This window comes from Rhizobium sp. L43 (assembly GCF_002531725.1).
Taxonomy (GTDB): domain Bacteria; phylum Pseudomonadota; class Alphaproteobacteria; order Rhizobiales; family Rhizobiaceae; genus Rhizobium.
On sequence record NZ_NWSQ01000001.1, the window covers coordinates 143,779 to 163,828 of the forward strand.

Annotated in this window: 19 protein-coding genes; 7 read left to right on the forward strand and 12 right to left on the reverse strand. The window is 62.3% G+C overall.

Annotated elements, in window-relative coordinates; translation table 11 throughout:
• Positions 1 to 10 precede the first annotated feature (10 nt).
• From CO667_RS00700 to CO667_RS00715, 4 genes are all read right to left on the reverse strand, one after another.
• Positions 11 to 1,147: an ABC transporter permease gene (locus CO667_RS00700; RefSeq protein WP_097616452.1), complete on the reverse strand. Its 1,137-nt coding sequence runs from the start codon at positions 1,145 to 1,147 to the stop codon at positions 11 to 13.
• 1 nt (position 1,148) lies between these two features.
• Positions 1,149 to 2,156 carry an ABC transporter permease gene (locus CO667_RS00705; RefSeq protein WP_097616880.1) on the reverse strand — a complete coding sequence of 336 codons (1,008 nt, stop codon included), beginning with the start codon at positions 2,154 to 2,156 and terminating at the stop codon, positions 1,149 to 1,151.
• Between the two features lie 116 nt (positions 2,157 to 2,272).
• The gene (locus tag CO667_RS00710; protein WP_097616453.1) at positions 2,273 to 4,360 is read right to left on the reverse strand and encodes an ABC transporter substrate-binding protein; all 2,088 of its coding nucleotides are present in this window, start codon (positions 4,358 to 4,360) and stop codon (positions 2,273 to 2,275) included.
• 124 nt (positions 4,361 to 4,484) lie between these two features.
• Positions 4,485 to 5,951 (reverse strand): alpha-glucosidase/alpha-galactosidase, encoded by a 1,467-nt coding sequence (locus CO667_RS00715; protein ID WP_097616454.1) that lies wholly within the window; start codon positions 5,949 to 5,951, stop codon positions 4,485 to 4,487.
• Positions 5,952 to 6,196: 245 nt separating this feature from the next.
• Between CO667_RS00715 and CO667_RS00720 the strand changes: the two genes are divergently transcribed.
• Positions 6,197 to 7,039, forward strand: coding sequence for an AraC family transcriptional regulator (locus CO667_RS00720; protein ID WP_097616455.1), 843 nt, complete (start codon positions 6,197 to 6,199; stop codon positions 7,037 to 7,039).
• Positions 7,040 to 7,058: 19 nt separating this feature from the next.
• Here CO667_RS00720 and CO667_RS00725 read toward each other — a convergent pair whose 3' ends face one another.
• Positions 7,059 to 8,120, reverse strand: coding sequence for a class I SAM-dependent methyltransferase (locus CO667_RS00725; RefSeq protein WP_097616456.1), 1,062 nt, complete (start codon positions 8,118 to 8,120; stop codon positions 7,059 to 7,061).
• 238 nt (positions 8,121 to 8,358) lie between these two features.
• On the opposite strand from CO667_RS00725, the gene CO667_RS00730 reads away from it, so the two are divergent.
• The 4 genes from CO667_RS00730 (at position 8,359) to CO667_RS00745 (ending at position 12,081) form a co-directional block, all read left to right on the forward strand.
• Positions 8,359 to 8,679: a helix-turn-helix transcriptional regulator gene (locus tag CO667_RS00730; RefSeq protein ID WP_097616457.1), complete on the forward strand. Its 321-nt coding sequence runs from the start codon at positions 8,359 to 8,361 to the stop codon at positions 8,677 to 8,679.
• Positions 8,680 to 8,940 carry a hypothetical protein gene (locus tag CO667_RS00735; protein ID WP_097616458.1) on the forward strand — a complete coding sequence of 87 codons (261 nt, stop codon included), beginning with the start codon at positions 8,680 to 8,682 and terminating at the stop codon, positions 8,938 to 8,940.
• A 10-nt stretch (positions 8,941 to 8,950) separates the two neighbouring features.
• Positions 8,951 to 9,190: a hypothetical protein gene (locus CO667_RS00740; protein WP_009987796.1), complete on the forward strand. Its 240-nt coding sequence runs from the start codon at positions 8,951 to 8,953 to the stop codon at positions 9,188 to 9,190.
• Positions 9,191 to 9,519: 329 nt separating this feature from the next.
• Positions 9,520 to 12,081 carry an FAD-dependent oxidoreductase gene (locus tag CO667_RS00745; protein WP_097616459.1) on the forward strand — a complete coding sequence of 854 codons (2,562 nt, stop codon included), beginning with the start codon at positions 9,520 to 9,522 and terminating at the stop codon, positions 12,079 to 12,081.
• 54 nt (positions 12,082 to 12,135) lie between these two features.
• Here CO667_RS00745 and CO667_RS00750 read toward each other — a convergent pair whose 3' ends face one another.
• Entirely contained in the window at positions 12,136 to 12,873 is a 738-nt protein-coding gene (locus CO667_RS00750) for a phosphatase PAP2 family protein (protein ID WP_097616460.1), read from the reverse strand.
• A gap of 179 nt (positions 12,874 to 13,052) precedes the next feature.
• Here CO667_RS00750 and CO667_RS00755 point away from each other — a divergent pair, with 179 nt between their 5' ends.
• A complete protein-coding gene (locus CO667_RS00755; protein WP_097616461.1) occupies positions 13,053 to 13,595 on the forward strand; it encodes a hypothetical protein in 543 nt (180 codons plus the stop codon).
• Between the two features lie 13 nt (positions 13,596 to 13,608).
• On the opposite strand, the gene hutH is transcribed toward CO667_RS00755, so the two are convergent.
• The 5 genes from hutH to CO667_RS00780 all read right to left on the reverse strand — a co-directional run bounded on the left by hutH (position 13,609) and on the right by CO667_RS00780 (position 18,288).
• On the reverse strand, positions 13,609 to 15,102 hold the full coding sequence (hutH, locus tag CO667_RS00760) for a histidine ammonia-lyase (RefSeq protein ID WP_097616462.1): 1,494 nt from the start codon (positions 15,100 to 15,102) through the stop codon (positions 13,609 to 13,611).
• Complete coding sequence (locus tag CO667_RS00765) at positions 15,099 to 15,875, reverse strand: ATP-binding cassette domain-containing protein (protein WP_097616463.1); 777 nt, start codon at positions 15,873 to 15,875, stop codon at positions 15,099 to 15,101. Before CO667_RS00765 ends, hutH begins: the two co-directional genes overlap by 4 nt.
• A gap of 27 nt (positions 15,876 to 15,902) precedes the next feature.
• Positions 15,903 to 16,607, reverse strand: a complete 705-nt coding sequence (locus tag CO667_RS00770) for an ABC transporter permease subunit (RefSeq protein ID WP_097616464.1) — start codon at positions 16,605 to 16,607, stop codon at positions 15,903 to 15,905.
• A 10-nt stretch (positions 16,608 to 16,617) separates the two neighbouring features.
• Entirely contained in the window at positions 16,618 to 17,343 is a 726-nt protein-coding gene (locus CO667_RS00775) for an ABC transporter permease subunit (protein WP_097616465.1), read from the reverse strand.
• A 102-nt stretch (positions 17,344 to 17,445) separates the two neighbouring features.
• On the reverse strand, positions 17,446 to 18,288 hold the full coding sequence (locus CO667_RS00780; protein ID WP_097616466.1) for a transporter substrate-binding domain-containing protein: 843 nt from the start codon (positions 18,286 to 18,288) through the stop codon (positions 17,446 to 17,448).
• A gap of 197 nt (positions 18,289 to 18,485) precedes the next feature.
• Between CO667_RS00780 and hutC (CO667_RS00785) the strand changes: the two genes are divergently transcribed.
• Positions 18,486 to 19,241 carry a histidine utilization repressor gene (gene hutC / locus CO667_RS00785; RefSeq protein ID WP_097616467.1) on the forward strand — a complete coding sequence of 252 codons (756 nt, stop codon included), beginning with the start codon at positions 18,486 to 18,488 and terminating at the stop codon, positions 19,239 to 19,241.
• A gap of 34 nt (positions 19,242 to 19,275) precedes the next feature.
• Here hutC (CO667_RS00785) and hutC (CO667_RS00790) read toward each other — a convergent pair whose 3' ends face one another.
• Entirely contained in the window at positions 19,276 to 19,998 is a 723-nt protein-coding gene (gene hutC / locus CO667_RS00790) for a histidine utilization repressor (protein WP_097616468.1), read from the reverse strand.
• Positions 19,999 to 20,050 lie beyond the last annotated feature (52 nt).

The following is a 20,050-nucleotide window of genomic DNA, read 5'->3' on the forward strand; positions in this document are numbered from 1 at the left end:
ATCAATCACCTCAATAAGGATCGACTGCGTCGCGCAGTCCGTCGCCCAGCGCATTGAAGGCGAAGACGGTGACGAGCACGAAGCCGACGGGGGAGAGAATCCAGGGATAGGAGCCGATGACCGAATAGGTCGCCGTATCCTGCAGCATCAGCCCCCAGGAAATCAGCGGCGGCTTGACGGCGAAGCCTAAGAAACCGAGGAAGGATTCCAAGAGCACGACGCTCGGTATGGCGAGCGTCACCGCGACGATGACGTGGCTCATCACATTCGGGAAGATATGCTGCAGGATGATGCGGGTGTCGGTGGCGCCGACCGCCATCGCCGCCCGGACATAATCGATGCGGGCGAGCGCCAGGGTCTTGCCGCGCACCTCGCGCGACATCTGCGCCCAGCCGAGCGCCGACATCACGGCGATGACGAAGGCGAGGAAGACATTGGTCGGCGCCGTCACCGGGATCAGCGAGGTCAGCGCCAGATAGAGCGGCAGTTGCGGGAAGGCCAGCACCAGCTCGACGAAACGCTGCAGCCAGACATCGAAAGTGCCGCCGAAATAACCGGAGACCATGCCGACGGTGGTGCCGATGATGGTGACGATGGTGACGACGGTCAGCGCGATCATCAGCGAGATGCGCGAACCGATGATGGCGCGCGACAGCACGTCGCGGCCGAACTTGTCGGTGCCGAGGAAATGCACCGGCTGGCCGTCGGTGGAGCCGAAGAAGTGCCGCTCAGTCGGGATCAGGCCGAGAAGGTTGTATTCGGTGCCTTTGACGAAGAAGCCGAGCAGCCGCGGATTGTCGTAATCGACGCCGACGATCGGCTGGAAGGTGACCGGGTCGAGCTCTTCCGAATCCGACAGCGCATAGACGCGCGGCTGGAAGACGAAATTGCCGTCCTTGTCGTGGAAGCTCATCACCTGCGGCGGTGCAAAGCCGACATCCGTCGCCTTCGGGTCCATCGGCGCGAAGAAATCGGCAAAGACCGCCATGAAGAGCAGCAGCCCGACCAGCACCAGCCCGGCCATGCCGGTCCAGGAGCGCCGCAGCCGGCGCCAGACGAGCGCCAGATAGCTCTCGCCGCCGTGCGAAGGCTTCTTGATCGCGGGTTCGGTTGTCGGCGGTGTGTCGGAAGAATCGAAAGCAAGCATGTCAGGCTCCTCCGAACTGGCGGACGCGCGGATCGAGCAGAGCCAGCAACATATCGGCGATGATATTGCCGACGATCAGCGTTGCCGACAGCACCATCATGAAGGTGGCGGTGACATAGACGTCGCCGACCGCCATCGAGCCGACGATCGCCGGGCCGACGGTCGGCAGGGCGAAGATGATCGCGGTTTCGATTTCACCGGTCAGCATATAAGGCAGCACGACGCCCTGATACATCACCAACGGGTGCAGCGCATTGGGCACCGCATGGCGCATCACCACCGCGCCACCGGACAGGCCCTTGGCCTTGGCCGTTTCGACATATTGGGCATTCAACGTATCGAGCAGATTGCCGCGCATGACGCGCATATTGTAGGCGAGCCCGCCGAAGGTGGCGATCGCCACGACAGGCCAGACATGGTGGACCAGATCGACGAATTTCGCCCAGGACCAGGGCGCCCCGCCATATTGCGGCGAGAAGAAGCTGCCGATTTCGGACACGTTGAACTGGAAGACCAGCAGATAGACGATGATCAGCGCCATCAGGAAGCGCGGCACCGTCATGCCGAGGAAGGAAATTCCCGAAAGCAGGCTGTCGATCCAGCTGTACTGGCGCGTCGCCGCCCAGATGCCGAAGCCGATGCCGAGCACCGAGGCGAAGATGTGGCAGACGAGCGCAAGAAGCAGCGTGCGCGGCAGCCGCTCGGCGACCACGTCGGCCACCGGCTTGTTGTAGAACATGCTGTAGCCGAAATCCCCGCGCGTCACGATGCCGCCGATCCAGTTGACGTATTGGACGACCAGCGGCTTGTCGAGGCCGTGTTCGACCCGGTAGGCCTGCGCCTGGGCTTCGGCCTGGGCGTAGGAAGCGCCACCCTGGTTGATCAGCTGGGATCTTATATAATCGGCATAATCGCCGGGCGGCGCCTGGATGATCGCGAAAGTCACCACGCTCAGAATGAAGAGAACGGGGATCGCGGAGGCTATGCGCACGAGCAGGAATCGCAACATCGAACGGTTCGTTTCGCTTTGCCGCCAGTCGCTCCTTGTCGGCGCGGCCGGCTTGTTGGTCATATCAGGCCGCGCGCCACGCGCGGCCTGATTGTCACTTCAGCTGGGAGGGAACTCTAGTTTATAGGGCCCTTGTCGCCAGGCTTGCCGGGCAGCTGTTCGGGGAACAGCTCATACTTGCCCTGCTTGTCGGCGGCCACCCACAGGCGTTCGCGGATGATCGAGTCTTCAGCCCAGTTGAACATGAAGATCGGCGTCCCCTGCGGCACGTTGGAGAAGCGCTTGTTGATGATCAGCGCGCCCGGATATTCGGTCAGGCCGACGGTGTTGACGTGCTCGGTCGAGATCTTCTGATACTGCTTCATCAGATTGACGCGGTCGTCGTTGCTCTGGCTGGTGGTGAACTTGTTGACGACGTCGACAAGCTCCTGTTCGAACGGCATCAGATCGAGCTTGTCGTCCTTGCCGGCACGATGGTTCCAGCTGGTGCGCGGACCAACGGGGGCGAGCTGCTCGGTATTCTGCACCACTGACGACAGTTCCGTCGTGTTGCGCTGGATCAGCCAGTCGAAGCGGCCGGAATAATGCGCTTCGTCACGCTTCGCCCCGTCGAGCCCGTTGATGATAACCTTCAGCCCGAGCTTTTCCATCTGGCCGACGACACCTTCGCCGAGGCTCTTGTCGGTCGTATAGTCGTTGTTGACGAGCAGAACGATTTCGACATTCTTGCCGCCGGCCGTGCCGGCCGGGAAGTTCACGATGCCGTCGCCATCCGTATCCTTGAGGCCCGCCTTGGCAAGCTCGGCCTTGGCGCCCTTGAGATCGAAGGGATAGTAGACGGTGGAGTTGCGGTCGTAGAAGCTGGTGCCGGAGGAAAGCCCGCCCGCATAGATCGCGGTGAACGGTCCCTTGACCAGCGAGTCGCCGATCGCCTTGCGGTCGAGCGCCATGGTGACGGCCTTGCGGAAGTCCTCATTGCGATTCAGCTCGCGGATCGCCTCGCCGCGGTCGTCCGGGTTGCCCCAGCCATTGGCGGAGAAGTTCATGCGCAGATTATAGCCGATCAGGCGCGGGCCGAAGGCAAGCCGGGCGGGCGCGGTCTTTTCGGCGGCGCGCTTCAGCGAGGCGACGAAGTTTTCCGGCTGCTCGAGGTTGGAGATGTCGGCCGATCCGGCCACCGCCTGAACGTCGCGGTCGGCCCAGGTCGACAGCTTGTAGTGCAGCTCGTTGAGATAAGGCAGCTGGTTGCCCTTCTCGTCGACCTTCCAGTAATAAGGATTGCGGCGCAGGACGATGATGTCGTCGGAGCGGTATTCCACCGGCACCCAGGCGCCCATGACAGGCATGTTCATGAACTCCGGCGGGAAGGCGTTCTTGAACTGGTCGTAGGTGTTCTTCGAATATTTCGGATGCTGGGGTTTAAGGATATGCGACGGACCCGGGCAGAAGTTCGGGTAGGACATTGTGTAGAGATATTGCTTCGGGAAGGCCTCCTTGAAGGTCCACTCCACCGTATAATCGTCGATCTTCTTCAGCGTCGTGCCGACGCCGAAAGCTTCCGGCGAGGCGCCGCCGCCGAGCGGCGAGACGTTCGGATCGACGACTTCGTCGTCCCAGTAGAACATGATGTCGTCGGCGTTGAACGGCGCGCCGTCAGACCATTTGGCGCCTTCGACCAGGTGCATGGTCAGCTTATGGCCGTCGGCGGACCAATCCCAGCTCTTGGCGAGGTTCGGCAGCGGCTCGGTATCCTTGGCTTCCACCTGGAACAGCGGCGCGGTGCGCGTCAGGCATTCGGAAAGGCCGATGTCGATACCGCCCCAGCCCTGCGTCTGGCCGGCGCCGTAGTTCCAGCCTTCCGGCCGGCCGCCGATGACGTGGCGCATCGTATCGCCGTAGACGCCGATGCCGTCGGGCATGTTGCCGGTTTTGAAGACCAGCGGCTCCTTCGGCAGCCGGTCCTTGACCGGCGGCAGCTTGCCGGCGGCGACGAAATTCTTGGTGACCCAGTCGGGCTCGTGATATTCGGGCAGCGCCTTGAACTCCAGGATGGAGTCGCGCGCCACATATTTGATCTTGCCTTCGGCCGGGAATTCCGCCGGCGCCGGCGGAACGGTTGCCTCGGAAGCATAGGCATTCAGCGCCAGCACCGAGACGCCAAGCGCCAAGCCGGCCAGAATGCCTGTTTTGCGGATATTCATCATCGTTTCTCCCTCTGTTCCGGAGCGCGGATCACACGGGCTCCTTTTCCTCGCACGATGTGAAAGCCGGGCATGATGTCATGGATTTCCCTCCCGGAAACCCATGACGACCCATCCTTCACTAGATTCAAACGGCTTGTTTCAGAGCCGCCTTTTCGGCGCGCAGCTCCTCGATCGAGCGGACGGTGCGGCGCGCAGCCCCCGCCCAGTCGCGGGTCTGCACCTTCGATTTCGACAGCCGCTCCTTGGCGGCCGGCACGGCATCGGCATATTGCGGCAGCCAGCGGGCCTGGGCAACAACCATCTCGTCGACCATCTGCCAGACCTCCTCAGGCGTCGAGACTGCGCCGACAAGCGGATCGTGCAGCACGGCGAGCTTCAGGAGGTCGATGTCGCCTGTAATGGCGGCATGCACCGACATGCGCTGGACGTTGATCGAGGCGATGCAGGTGGCCGCACATGCTTCCGGCAGGGTGACGCCGGAGACCATATTGATGCCGAAGCGGTCGACGAAGCCGGGCGATTCGATGATCGCATCGGCCGGCAGATTGGTGATGACGCCATTGTTCTTGACGTTGAAATGGCCGCGATAGACCCGGTTGGTCTCCAGCGCCTCGAGAATATGGCTGGCATGTTCGTTCGAGCGCTTGGCCGGATCGATCGGCTTGGCGGCGGATTCCAGGAATTGCGGAAATTCGGTCTCGAACCAGTTGCGCGTTTCGGTGGAATGGCGGAGATAACCGCCGGTCTCGCCGTGGATCCAGTCGGACATGTCGATCCAGCGGGTAATTTCCTCCGGCCGCTTGCGGTACCAGGGCAGGTATTCCGAGAGATGGCCGTTGCTTTCGGTGGAATAGACGCCGAACCGCTTCAGCACGTCGATGCGCAGCTTCTCCTGCTGCGAATAGACCGGATGCGCCTCGAAGGCGGCGACCAGCTCGTCCTTGCCGATCTTGCGACCGTTGAGGCGCAGGTCGATGAACCAGGTCTGGTGGTTGATGCCGGAGCAGATGTAGTCGAGCTCGCTCAGCGACTTGGCGCCGAGCACCTCGGCGATCTGTTCGGCGCCGTGCTGGACGCCGTGGCAGAGGCCGACGGTGTCGACCTTGCCGTATTCGATCGCCGCCCAGGTGTTCATCGCCATCGGGTTGGCATAGTTGAGGAACTTGGCGCCGGGCTCGGCCACCTCCCTGATATCCTTGCAGAAGTCGAGGATGACAGGGATGTTGCGCTGGCCGTAGAGGATGCCGCCGGCGCAGATCGTATCGCCGACACACTGGTCGATACCGTATTTCAGCGGAATTCTGATATCGTCGGCATAGGCTTCAAGACCGCCGACCCGGACACAGCTGATGATATAACGGGCGCCTGTCAGCGCCTGGCGCCGGTCGGTCGTCGCCGTCACCTTGGTCGGCAGCCCGTTTGACTCGACGATGCGATCGAGAATCGCCTTGATCATTTCGAGATTGTGTTCGCTGAGATCGGTCAGCGCGAATTCGACGTCGCGGAACTCCGGCACGCACAAGATGTCGGTGAACAGCTTCTTGGTGAAACCGACGCTGCCCGCACCGATGATAGCGATTTTGAAACTCATGACCTTCACCTCGACCCAATGGAATGCTAGAGAAAAAGACTGATATGGAGGATCAGGCCGCATGCCGGCGCATGGGGTTGAAAAAGCCGTAAAACTGCCTGTTTTCCTCCCGGCCGCTCTATCGACCGTCGTCTCTTCTTTGTTGTCGAGCGGGATTATGCCCGAAATCGGCGGGCCGACCAGAGAAGGATTATGCTTTCAGGGGTAATTTTGTGCTGCAGGATTTAATCGCCAACGGACAGTCGATGAGGACGGTTTCGCTGCCCCGCGGCCGCCAGCGGCTGCATGCCATGCCGACCAGCACCGGCTATGAAGTGCGCGAGAACGAAACCTATGACTGGGACGGCCGCCGCCGCGGCCAGACGCCCTTCACTGTGCTGCAGCACACGATCAGCGGCTCGGGCCGGCTGCGCTACCAGAACCGCAATTATCGCCTTCAGGGCGGCGACACGCTGCTGGTGCTCGTCCCGCACAATCACCGCTACTGGCTGGAGAAGGGCGAGCGCTGGGAATATTTCTGGATCTCGATGAATGGCGAGGAAACGCTGCGCATCCATCAGCTGGTGCTGTCGACCGCCGGGCCGGTGCTGAAGCTGCAGCGCTCGACCATCGATCATCTGGCCGATTGCAGCCTGCGCCTCGTCAAGGGCGCGACGTCGCCGGGTGCGGCCTCGGCGGTTGCCTATGAGGCGGCGATGGCGCTCTACGACGACGTCTTCGGCTCGCCGGCCTTTGCCGCCGAACTCAGCCCGATGCAGCCGGTGATCGACCATATCAATGCCAATCTCGAAAAGCCGCTGCCGGTCAGCGAACTCGCCGGTATCGTCGGCCTCAGCCGCGCGCATTTCTCGCGCAGCTTCGCCGAGAGCGAGGGGGTGCCGCCGGCCGAATTCGTGCTGCAGCAGCGGCTGCAGCGCGCCGTCAAGCTCTTGACCAAGGCCGACTTCCTGCCGGTCAAGGAAGTCGCCATCATGTGCGGCTTCGAGGACGCCAACTATTTCTCAAAAGTCTTCCGCCGCGTCTACGGCACCAACCCCACCGAATTCCGCACGACCGGCATGTATGCCAGCATCGGCAAGCTGAAATAGCCGGCTCCCCCGGCTTTCTTCAGGCCCGAACCTCGAACACCATGTTGAACGGGGTTTCCGTGGCCCGGCGGAAATGCTTGAAGCCGGCGTCGAGCGCCACCTTTCGAAGCTTCATTTCGCCCGCCTGGGCGCCGAGCCCGAGCCCGACTTCCTGGGAGAGCGATGCCGGCGTGCAGATCATCGTCGAGGCGCCGTAATAGACCCGTCCAACCGGATTGAGATTGTCCTTCAAATGGTCATGGGCGAAGGGCTCGACGATCAGCCAGGTGCCGTTCGGGGCGAGCGTTTCCATGACATGCCGGCCGGCGCCGACCGGATCGCCCATGTCGTGCAGGCAGTCGAACATGGCGACCATGTCATAGCCGCGCCCGGGAAATTCCGCCGCCTTGCCCTGCTCGAACGTCACCCGGTCGGCGACACCGGCCTCCTTGGCGGCGGCCTTGGCCCTTTCGATCGACGGCCCGTGATAATCGAAGCCGGTAAAATGCGAGGCGGGATAGGCCTGCGCCATCAGGATGGTCGAGGCGCCGTGACCGCAGCCGACATCGGCGACACTGGCGCCGGCCTTGAGCTTTTCGTCCATCCCGGCAAGGGCTGGAATCCATTCGTTGACGAGATGGCTGTTGTAGCCGGGGCGGAAGAACCGCTCGGTTCCGCGGAAAAGGCAGGTGCTGTGCTCATGCCAGCCGAGCCCCTTGCCGGTGCGGAAGGCATCGGCGATCTTCGGCTCGTCCATCCACATGGATTGCACGACCTCGAAGGCGCCGACGAAAAATGCCGGGCTGTTTTCCTCGGCAAACACCATCGCCTGTTCCGCCGTCAGGCTGAACCGATCGGTTTTTTCATCGTAAGCGACATAATCCGCGGCCGCCTGGGCGCTCAGCCATTCCCTGAGGTAGCGCTCCTTCACCCCCGTTTTCGCCGAGAGCTGCTGGACGGTCATCGGTGTTCCGTCGGCCATCGCCTTGAACAACCCGACCTGGTCGCCAAGCACGACCAGGGCCCCTGACATGGCGGCGCCGACATCCCCGACAAGACGACCGACGAGCGCATCGAGTTTCTGCATATCTGGCTCACGCATTGTTACCTCCCGGGTGCGTGATAAAGGAGCCGTTAAATTAGGCCTTAATAATATTCAGTCAACCAACCTTCCCCATCACCCAATAAGGGTAGATCAATAGGCCCTATTCCGACCCAGCAAGACATGCGCTTGCCTTCTGCACCGGTGGTCACATCTTTATATTGCTGACCGAGCAGGCCCTGATTTCTCCGAAACCACGGAAATGCTCTACCCCTTCGTTCAATGTCAGGTGGTTGTTTTGTGCCTATCTCCAGCTCAATGCCGCGCCGCGCGTGCCCTCGTCGGATGGTCTGAGGATGACTTGTCTTCAGCTTCGAAAATCGTCAAACAGACGATTGCCGATTTCGAGGCCGGGACGCTTTCCCCGTCCGAGCGAATCCTGCAGGATGTGAAGCGTAGCTTGGAGGATGCGGGCGTGCTTTTCATTCCGGAGAATGGTGGCGGCGCCGGCGTTCGCCTTGCGAAACGCGCGAATGCCTCGATCGACACGAACGAAACCGAGACGGTTCAATACGAAGAACATCTCAAAAACGACGCCCCTCCCGGCGCTGGCGGCTGAATGGCAAAGAAAGAAAAGCTCGAACACTCCGAATTGGCGGGAGAGTTCACCGATGACGAGATCACCGTGCTCGTCGACATCTTCCGCACATCGGGCAGCAATGAAGACTGGACGATGGAGGTGGTCACGCAGGCAGAGGATCTGATCCGCTGGGACGAGCCCTTTGCGACCGACCGGGAGGCTTTCGACGAATTCCTGGCCGTCGTCGCGCGCGACGGCATTCGGTCGTTTCTCCAAGATGACGAGCCTTCCGTGCATTGAGGGATATCCCGTGAAAAGCATCAATGATCTCGTCGCCTCGGCGAAAACCGTCTGCGATCGATACCGGGCCGGGCGGATGGAGCGCGAGACCGTGCGGGAATGGGTCCTCGGGCTCGGCGCCTATCCATCGCCGCACGGCGACCGTGTGCGCGAAGCGGCCGAATGGTTCCGCCTGCACAACCGCGAGCCTGTTTCGGAAGACATCGTGCTCGTGGATATCGACCGGCTCAAGGCGATTTCAGCGCCGTAATCCCGGGCGCGGACAGGCAAGATGCAAGGGCGCGCTCCTATCCGGTCGTCGCCAGACTTGCCGGACCGGTCGATCCGGGCTGACGCAATTACGCCGGGACTCGGCGGCGTAGGACCAATGACGATCATGAGCCTTATGCATAATGGCCCATCGCAGCTTCCATGCGGAAAGGTCTTAAGGGTTCCGCAGCTTCGGCAAGTGTGACACCCTTACGCGGCCGACATGGCGCCTGCAGAAATTCAAGGTGTTACAGCGTCCTTTGCGCGTCTTGTCGGACGCGCGGCGCTGTAAGGTAAGTTTAATTCGTGCGGCAGCAGAAGGAACAGCACGTGGCAGCATTTCCCGAAAAGGCAAAGGTCGTCATCATCGGGCTCGGCGGTATCGTCGGCGCCTCCATCGCGCATCATCTCGTCGAGCGCGGATGGGACGATATCGTCGGCATCGATAAGTCGGGCATACCGACCGATATCGGCTCGACAGCCCATGCATCGGACTTCTGTTACACCACGAGCCACGACTATCTCTCCGTCTGGACCACGCAATATTCGATCGATTTCTACGAGAAGATGGGCCATTACGCCCGTATCGGCGGCCTCGAAGTGGCGCGCACCGGCGACGATAGCTGGATGGAGGAAATCAAGCGCAAGCTTTCCTCGGCACGCGCCTTCGGCACCCGCGCCCATTATGTCAGCCCTTCCGAGATCAAGGAGAAGTTCCCGCTGATCGAGGAAGATCAGGTGATGGGCGGCCTTTACGATCCGGATGCCGGCCTCGTCATTCCGCGCTCGCAGACCGTTGCCGGCAAGCTGGTCGACGCCGCCGAAAAGGCAGGCAAGCTCCAGGTGTTCGGCAATACGCCGGCGAAATCGCTGATCGTCGAAGGCGGCCGCATCAAGGGCGTCGTTACCCATCGCGGCACTATCATGGCCGACCACGTCATCGTCTGTGCCGGCCTCTGGGGCCGCCTGATCGCGGAGATGGTCGGCGAAGACCTGCCGGTCATGCCGGTCGACCACCCGCTCACCTTCTTCGGCCCCTATAACGAGTTTGAAGGCACCGGCAAGGAAATCGGCTTCCCGCTGCTGCGCGACCAGGGCAACTCCGCCTATATGCGCGATACCGGCGACCCGTCGACGACGGAAGGCGGTCAGATCGAGTGGGGCTATTACGAAGCCGCCAATCCGCGCATGTGCCACCCGCGCGATATTCTTGAAAAACATGAAGCACGGCTTTCGCCCTCGCAGCGTGACCTCGAGATGGAACAGATCATCGAGCCGCTCGAGCGCGCCATGGAACTGACGCCGATTCTCGGCGAACTCGGCTATAACGAGGGTCATTCCTTCAACGGCCTGCTGCAGGTTTCCGCCGGCGGCGGCGCATCCTGCGGCGAGAGCCAGAAGGTGCGCGGTCTCTGGTATTGCGTCGCCATCTGGGTCAAGGACGGCCCGGGTTACGGCAAGCTGATCGCCGACTGGATGACCGACGGCCGCACGGAAATCGATCACAACAGCATCGATTACGCCCGCTTCTATCCGCATCAGTTAACGGAAGAGTTCATCGAGGGCCGCTGCTTCGAAGCCGCACAGAAGATCTATTTTCCGGCTGTTCACACCCGCGAACCCTATGCATCCGGCCGCAACGCCAAGCGCTCGCCCTTCTACGAGCGCGAAAAGGAGCTTGGCGGCTACTTCATGGAACTTGGCGGCTGGGAGCGTGCGCACGGCTACGCCGCCAACGAGCACCTGCTGGAGAAATATGCCGACCGCGTCCCGCTTCGCGAGAATGAATGGGACAGCCGCCATTTCTGGCGCGTGTCGAATGCCGAACATCTGGCGATGAGCGAGGATTGCGGCATCGTCAATCTCAGCCACTTCCATATGGTCGACATCGAGGGACCCGACCATGTCGAGCTGATGGAATGGCTGTGCGCCGCCAAGGTCGGCGGCGATGCCAACATCGGCAAGGGCGTTTACACCCACTTCCTCGACGACGAAGGCATGGTGCGCGCCGACTTCACCGTCTTCCGCATGGCCGACCGCTGCCGTCTCGTCAACGGCGCCGATGCCGGCCCGCGCGACCTGCACTATATGAAGCGCGTCGCCCAGGACCGCGGCCTTGACGTCGCCATCACCGACGTCTCGGAAAAATTCGTGACGATCGGCATCTGGGGGCCAAACGCCCGCGACACGCTGAAGAAGGCTGTCGCCGATCCGACCGGGCTCGACCAGGAAAACTTCGCCTTCGCGGCGATCAAGCCGATCGAAATCGCCGGCAAGCCCGTCACCGCCTTCCGCATCTCCTATGTCGGCGAGCAGGGCTGGGAACTGCACATGAAATACGAAGACGGCCTCGCCGTCTGGGATGCGCTGCGCGCGACCGGCGTGATGGCCTTCGGCGTGGAAACCTACGCAAACTCGCGCCGCATGGAAAAGAGCCTGCGCCTGCAGAACGCCGACCTCCTGACCCAGTACAACCTGATCGAAGCCGATCTCGCCCGTCCGAAGGTCAAGGAAGCCGATTTCCGCGGCAAGGCAAAACATCTGGAATACAAGGCGCGTGAGCATCAGCCGGCCATGCTCTGCACGCTCGTGATGACCGAGAATACCGACAAGGCAGGCGTCAAGCGTTATCCCGTCGGCAACCTGCCGGTTGTCGATCCCGCCACGGGAGAGGTTCTGGTCGACGCGCTTGGCCGTCGCTCCTACACGACCTCGATCGCCTACGGCCCGACGGTCGGAAAGAACATTGCCTTGGCCTATTTGCCCTGGTCGCATTGCCAGGTCGGACGCAAGCTGAACGTCGAGTATTTCGCCGAGAGCTATCCGGTTGAGGTTGTCGGCGTCGGCTACAAGCCGATCTATGACCCGGAAAATCTGAAGCCGCGCAGCTAAGCGCTTAAAGCATTTGTGGCACCCTAAGCACGGGGTGCCACTTTCGCTGAAGCGCTATCGGCCGTCGCCGTTTTCGGTTTCAACGGCATCGTCGGGAGCGCGGCTCGGGACGAATCGTTTCGAGATCAGCCAGCAACCGAGCGCCCACAGCGCCCCGGCGCACCACCCGGCGAAGACATCCGTCGGATAATGAACGCCGAGGTAAATCCGGCTCAGACCGATGATGACGGCCAGGAAGACGCCGGCGCCCATGACGAAGATCCTTGTCGAGGGGTAACGCTGTGTCCGCGCCAGCAGCGCGCCGAGCGTCAGATAGGTCACCGCCGAGACCATGGCATGTCCGGAGGGAAAGCTGAGATCGCTGACCTCGACGAGGTGCGGCACGATATCGGGACGCGGCCGGGCAACGAGGATCTTGAGCAAGGTGCTCGCCAGCCATCCTGTCAGCACCGAGGAAAAGACGAAGATCGCGATTGGCCAGCGCCGGTCGAGCAGGAGATAGACGGTGACGAGAACGGTCATCAGCGTCAGCACGGTGACGCCGCCGAGGCTGGTGATATCGCCGACGGCATGCGTCAGCCAGCTAGGCCCGATTGGCACCGCAAGTTCGCCCGGCCGTCGCAGCGCCAGCAGGATCGCCTCGTCGAAGCGGAATGTCTCGCCCTCGAGCACCTCGCTCGTCAGGCGCTGCAGCAAGAAGAGCCCACCGGCGATCGATGCCACCATGATCAGCGTCAGCGGCTCATATGCGGTGAGCCTCGCCACAAATCCGCGTCGTTGAACCTCGCTCATGCCTGCCGTCGAACTCCTTTTTCACCATGCCGATCCTCGCCAGATCGGCAAGGTGAGCCGCAAATTCAAGACCTTGCGGCATTAGAGCCAGATCGCCGCCTGTTTCCAATGCTCGGTAGCAAAAGCTCAACCTTCTTTTGCTATCGCTGGACCCGATTGTCCTGGAGATGGTTTCGGCGATGAAAATTCTGACCGCGATGGTTCTGATGGCAGCCGTCCTGCAGCCGGTCGCAGCCCTTGGCGAGACCGAATGGATGGGCGGCGCAAGACAATGGTCGGTCGGCTTTGCGAGCGAGAACCCGCCCTATTGCCGGCTGCTGTGGAACAGCGAAATCGGCAAGACCGTCGAATTCCGCCAGAGCGCCACCGAGACCTTCTGGCTGGTGGCAAAGAGCAGTTGGGACATTCCGGCCGGCACCACGACCGAGGTGACGCTGACCGATCGCAATGTCACGAAAGTGGTTGCCGCCGAATTCTTCGACAAGACCACGCTTCGCCTCTGGCCACCGGCGAGCAAGGGAAGCGGCGGACTGAAGAAGATCATCAAGAATTCCTTTTCAGGAACGCCTGACGTGCAACTGACCTTTGCCGGCGACGAAGGCGACTGGACACTGCCGCTCTCGCGGGTGGACCAGCTCTACCCGACCTATCTCCAATGCCTCAAGCGCCTCGAAGCCGGCGGAAAGCCGAAGCAGGATTCCGAAACCAGCAAGCCGTTCTGACGGCCTGCCCGATTCAATCCATCGACGGCGGCGCGCGCTCGCGGATCAGGCTGCGCACCGCCTCGATATCGCCATTGAGCGGCCGCTCGTCGCCATAATGGGCGATAAGTTCCCGCACCGCCTGATAGACAAGATCCGTACCTGCCGCCCGCGGCGCCGTCGCCGCCAAGAAATCATGCGCCTGGGCAGCCGCCGTCAGCTCGATCGCCAATATGTATTCGGCATTGTCGACGACGGCGAGCAGCTTGCCGGCGGCGGCTGTGGGATGCGCGAGGAAATCCTCCTGCAGGCCGGAGGTCAGGCCGCCATCCGTGGCCGCGGGTGCGGCAAGGCGGCGGTTCTCGTTGCTGAGCGCGGCGGCGGTATATTGGGCGATCATGAAGCCGGAATGGCTGCCGGCGTCGCTCGCCAGAAACGGCGGCAGGCCGCTCACCAGCGGATTGACCAGCCGGTCCATGCGCCGCTCGCTGATCGCGCCGATCTGCGCCAGCGCAATCGCCAGGCTATCGGCCGCCTGCCCGAGCGCCGGGGCGACCGCATGCGCTTCGGAGGAAACGATCGGCTGCTCCGGCGTGCCCGAGACAGCCGGATTGTCGGTCACCGAGGCAAGTTCCTGATCGACGACGCGGGCGGAATTGTCGAAAACGTCGCGCGCCGCGCCATGCGCATGCGGCACCGAACGAAGGCTCAGCGCATCCTGCGTGCGTCGGCCGAAGGCGGCGGCGACAAGGCCGCTGCCTTGGAGGCGGGCGCGCAACGTGGCTCCGACCTTTTCGATCCCGGCAGACGGGCGCAGCTTGAGCACCGCCGCATCGAAGGCGGCGATCTGGCAGCCCGCCGCTTCCAGCGTCAGCGCCGCGATCGCATCGGCCCAATCGAGCAGCCGCTCGGCGCGCAAAAGCGCCGTGGCGGTCAAACCCGTGGCGCAGGCCGTGCCGTTGACGAGACTGAGGCCCTCCTTGGCGCCGAGCACCAGCGGTTCGAGGCCGATCGCGGCAAGCGCCTCGCGGCCGCTCATACGTTCGCCGCCGAGTGTGGCGCTGCCTTCGCCAATCAGAACCAGCGCCGTATGGGCGTTGTGCGTGAGATAACCGGCCGAGCCCTTGGACGGGACATCGGGAATGCAATCATGCTCCAGCATGGCCGCAAGATGCTCGACGATCTCGCGCCGCACGCCGGAATGGCCATGTGCGAAATTGGCAATCTCAGCGGCGATGATGGCGCGCACCTCGCGGGCATCAAGCAATGGCCCGACGCCGCAGGCATGGCTGAGCACGATGCTACGCGACAACAGGCTCTGCGAGGCGCGATCGACGACGGTATCGGCGAGCGCCCCGACGCCGGTATTGACGCCATAGGCGCGCACCCCGGTCTCGACGATGCGGGCGACGATGCGGCTTGCCAGCTCGACCCGCGCCCAGGCGGCCGGCGACAGCGCAAGCGCTTCCCCTGCCCCGACGCGCGCGACGTCGCGCCAGGTCAGCACTTTATCGATGGTGATCGTCATTGGCCGCTTCCGAAATGGCCGATGAACTGGCGGAAAGCGGGTGTGGCGCCGCCGGTGAACATCTCGTCCGGCTTGCCGCTGCTTTCGATCAGACCCTCGCGCATGAAGACGACGCGGTTGGAGACGTTGCGGGCAAAGCTCATCTCATGGGTGACGACGAGCATGGTCATGCCTTCCTCGGCCAGCGCGCGCATGACGCGCAGCACTTCGCCGACAAGCTCCGGATCGAGCGCCGAGGTCGGCTCGTCGAAAAGCATGACCTTCGGTTTCATCGCCAGCGCGCGGGCGATCGCGGCGCGCTGCTGCTGGCCGCCGGAGAGATGGGCGGGATAGGCGTGGCGCTTGTCCGCTATGCCGACCTTTTCGAGCAGCGCCTCGGCCTCGGCGATGCAATCGGCGCGCGGCCGCTTCAGCACATGAATGGGACCTTCGATGACGTTCTGCAGGATCGTCATATGGGACCAGAGGTTGAAGGACTGGAACACCATGCCGAGTTCAGAGCGGATATGATCCACCTGCTTCTGGCTGGCCGGCTTTGCCTTGCCGTTCTTGTGAATCATTTGAATATGCTCGCCGTCGACCCAGATCTCGCCGTCGCTGGCGGTTTCGAGCATGTTGATGCAGCGCAGGAAGGTCGATTTGCCGGAACCCGAGGCGCCGAGCAGCGAGATCACATCGCCGTCTTCCGCATCGAGGGAAATGCCGCGCAGCACCTCATGCGTGCCGAAGCTCTTGCGGATATTGCGGACCGAAAGTCGGGTAACGCCTGGCATGATTGCTCCAATCGATTCAGGTTCGCCTCAAGCCTTCAGCGCCTGAGGGGCTGCGCGGCGGTGGCGGGAGAGCGAATATTCGAGCAGAGCCATGCCCTGCAGGATGATGAAGTTCAGGACGAGATAGATGATCGCCGCACAGAGGAAGACTTCCATCGTGCGGTAGGTCTGCGAGATCAGCCGCTGGGCGACACCGGTGACCTCCCAGACGGTGACGAGGCTTGCGAGCGCCGTCGATTTCATCATCAGCACGATTTCGGTCGAATAGGCCGGCAGCGCGTGGCGGAAGGCGATCGGCGCCAGGATTCGGCGCACCAGCAGGAAGCCGGACATGCCGATCGAGCGGGCCGCTTCGATCTCCTTCGGCGACACGGCGCGGATGCCGCCGCGAAAAATCTCCGCCGTGTAGCCGGCCGTGCAGAGCGCCAGCGACAGCACGGCGCAGACCATCGGCTCGCGCAGGAACGGCCAGAGGAAGGAATAGCGGATGACGCCGAACTGGCCGAGGCCGTAAAATACCAGGAACATCTGGATCAACAGCGGCGAGCCGCGGAAGACGAAGATATAACCCTTGGCGAAACCCGAAAGCACCGGGTTGCCGCTCACCCTCATCGAGACGATGACGAGTGCCAGCAGGCCGCCGAAGAAGATCGACAGCGAAAACAGGATCAGCGTCGTCGGCACCGCCTTGAGCAGGGTCACCATGGTCGAAGCAAGAAAGGTGAAATCCACTATCGCCTCCTTACGCCTGGCCCATGGCCGATGCCGGCATGCTGCGGTTGGCGCGGCGTTCTGCCCCGTTGAAGATGCGGTCGGAAAGGCTGGTCAGGAGCAGATAGAGGCAGCCGCCGGCGATGAAGAACAGGAAATATTGCCGGGTCGAGCCCGCCGCGACCTGGCTGGTGCGCATCAGTTCGGCAAGACCGGTGACGGAGATCAGCGCCGAATCCTTGAGGCTGAGCTGCCAGACATTGCCGAGGCCGGGAATGGCCAGCCGCAGCACCTGCGGCATGATGATGCGGCGAAAGCGCATGGCGCGCGGCATGCCGATCGCCGAAGCGGCTTCGAGCTCACCCTTGGAGATGGCGAGGAAGGCGCCGCGGAACACTTCCGCCTGATAGGAGCCGGAGATGATGCCGACGGCAAGCGCGCCGGCGGCAAAGGAAGGCATGCCGAGGAACCCCTCGTAGCCCATCGCCTTGCCGATCGAGGTGATGGCCGAAGAGCCGCCGAAATAGATGAGATAGATGATCAGCAGCTCGGGCACGCCGCGAAACACCGTCGTATAGACGTTGCCGAGCGTGACGAGGACAAGATTGCCGGAGAGTTTCGCCGCCGCGACGATCGCGCCGAGCACCGCGCCGATGGCGAGCGCCGTCGCCGTAACGGCAAGCGTCATCAAGGCGGCGGCAATGAGCAGCGCGCCCCATCCGGTCGAGCCGAAGCCGAGCAGTTCCAAGCTTGCCATATCGTCCGTTCCCCGTCCGTGGCAGTGTTTTGTGTGACAATAGCATGCTGTCTCCGGCGATAAAGCCGGAGACAGATGTTTACGGCCGAAAGGCCGAAACCCTTATTGCTGCGGGCTGACGTCGACCTTGAACCACTTCATCGACAGGTTCTTGACGGTGCCGTCGGCAAGGGCTGATTTGATCGCCTCGTTGAACTTGTCGCGCAGGTCGGTATCGGCCTGGCGGATGCCGAGACCTTCACCCTCGCCCCAGATCGAGCCGACGATCTCCGGACCGGTGAAATCAAGCGTGTCGTTGGCGGCCTTGAACGCGTTGGCGAAATAGACGGCATCGTCGAAGCCGAGGTCGATGCGGCCGTTCTGCAGGTCGAGGTCGCGGTCGGCGCCGGTCTTGTATTCGCGGATCTCGGCAATGTCGCCGAAATTGTCGTAGACGAACTTAGCATAGACGGTCGCCGCCTGGATGCCGATCGTCTTGCCCTTGAAAGCGGCCTTCAGCGCGTCGATCTCCTTCACGCCGGTCTGGCCGGGCGTCATCTTGATCGTGGCGCCGGTGCCGGCAGCCTTTGCCAGCGGGCTGTCCTTGGCGGTGGCGAAGGCGGCGGGTGTGGCGGCATAGGGAATGGTGAAGCCGATCACCTGCTTGCGCTCCTCGGTGATCGACAGCGCATCCATGATGACGTCGAACTTGCCGGCGTTGAGCGCCGGGATCATACCGTCCCAGTCGGAGGCAACCAGCGTGCACTCGATCTTGGCGCGCTCGCAGAGCACCTTGGCAAGCTCCGGCTCGAAGCCGCCGAGCGTGCCGTCGGCATTGGTGAGATTCCAGGGCGCATAGGCGCCTTCAAGCGTGATCGTCGCCTTCGTCCAGTCCTTGGCGAAGGCGGGCGCTGCAAAAGCGGAAAGAGCGGCGACGCCGCAAAACAGGATTGCACTGAATTTCATTGATGAATTCTCCTCTGAGATGGAAACAGACCTTGCGGCACCCGGGCCGATCTTCGCCGGCTTGCCCTTTCCTGTCCCTATTTATGTTTCAAGGGCTGATTGGGAGGTTGTATATGGTACCATATGAGATATTTTATGATATGCAAGAGAAAAGTCGATTAATGTGGCGAATTCCCTTCGTGCAAAAGGAATAGGCAATGAAGCGTTCCGGCGAGATGAAGCGCGAACTGGCGGAAAATGATAGCACTCCGCTTTATGCCGGCGTCAAGCAGGTAATCCTCGACCGCATCCACAGCGGCGAATGGCCGCCGAAATACCGCGTGCCGTCGGAAAACGAGCTGGTGGTCGAACTCGGCGTCAGCAAGATGACCGCCAATCGGGCGCTGCGCGAACTTGCCAACGAAGGCGAACTCGTCCGCATCCAGGGCGTCGGCTCCTTCGTCGCCGAGCGCAAGGGTTATTCGGCGCTGTTCGAGGTGCGCAACATCGCCGAGGAAATCGCCGAACGCGGCCATATCCATGAGGCTTCCGTCGTCGTTCTCGCCCAGGAAACGGCCTCTCCCGAGATTGCCGATGCATTGGAACTTGATATCGGCGCGGCGGTCTTCCACTCGCTGATCGTGCACAGCGAAAACGGCGTTCCGGTGCAGATCGAGGACCGTTTCGTCCATCCGGAGGCCGCCCCCGAATATCTCGACCAGGATTTCACCACCTTGACGCCGAACGCCTATTTGACGGCGGCGGCCCCGCTCAGCGGCTCCGAACACGTCGTCGAGGCGGCGATGCCGCAGGCCTGGGAATGCAAGCTCTTGACCATCCTGAAGAGCGAACCGTGCCTGACGATCCGCCGGCGGACATGGTCGGCAAAACAGGTAGTCTCGACCGCACGCCTGGTCTATCCCGGCTATCGCTACCGGCTCGAAGCGCGCAGCGGCAAGATGTTCGAAGAGTGAAAACACCAGCCATGTTGTATATGGAACATGGCGATTATTGCGATGCCGGCGTGAACCGCGCCACCAGCGCGTGACGATCGCCGGGATAGGTGAAGCGCACGTGGGTCACCGGACCGGCGCCGCTCCAGGTGCGGCGTTCGACAACGAGGCAGGCGGCGTTGCGCGCAATGTCGAGGGCCGCGGCCACTTCGGCACCGGCTGATATGGCGTGGATCCGGTGTTCGGCCGTGCTCCACGGCACCTGGTTGAGCAGCCACGGCCCCGGCGCCATCGTCAGGAAATCGACATCGGCGGCCTCAGGCACGGTCGCCAGGCTGATCAGCCGCTCCTCCAGGCAGAAGGGCCGCGCCCCGGCATTGTGGATGCAGACGATTTCGACCACCGAGGACGCCACCGGCAATTCCAGCCGGCGGCTGTCTTCCGCCTTGGCCTTGCGGCTCGTCTTCTTCGAAACCGCATAGGAATAGGGCAGGTTCAGCGACTGCACCTCGGTCTTGATGTCGTGAATTTCGAGAACGGCCGATTGCGCCTGCGGCTGGGTGACGAAGCTGCCGGACTTCTTGCGGCGCTCAATGAGGCCGGCCTTGGCGAGCTGGGTCAGCACCTTGTTGACCGTCATGCGCGAGCAGTCATACTGCGTGGCGAGATCGACCTCGAAGGGAATACGGTGCCCCGGCGGCCATTCGCCCGAGACGATACGGCCCTCGATCTCGCTCAGGATGCGCTGATGCAAGGTGGGATCCTTGCTTTGGTTCATCGCCACGTTCCGATTGGTCTCCCCGGTCTAATTCGAATAGCTTGACAGGAAA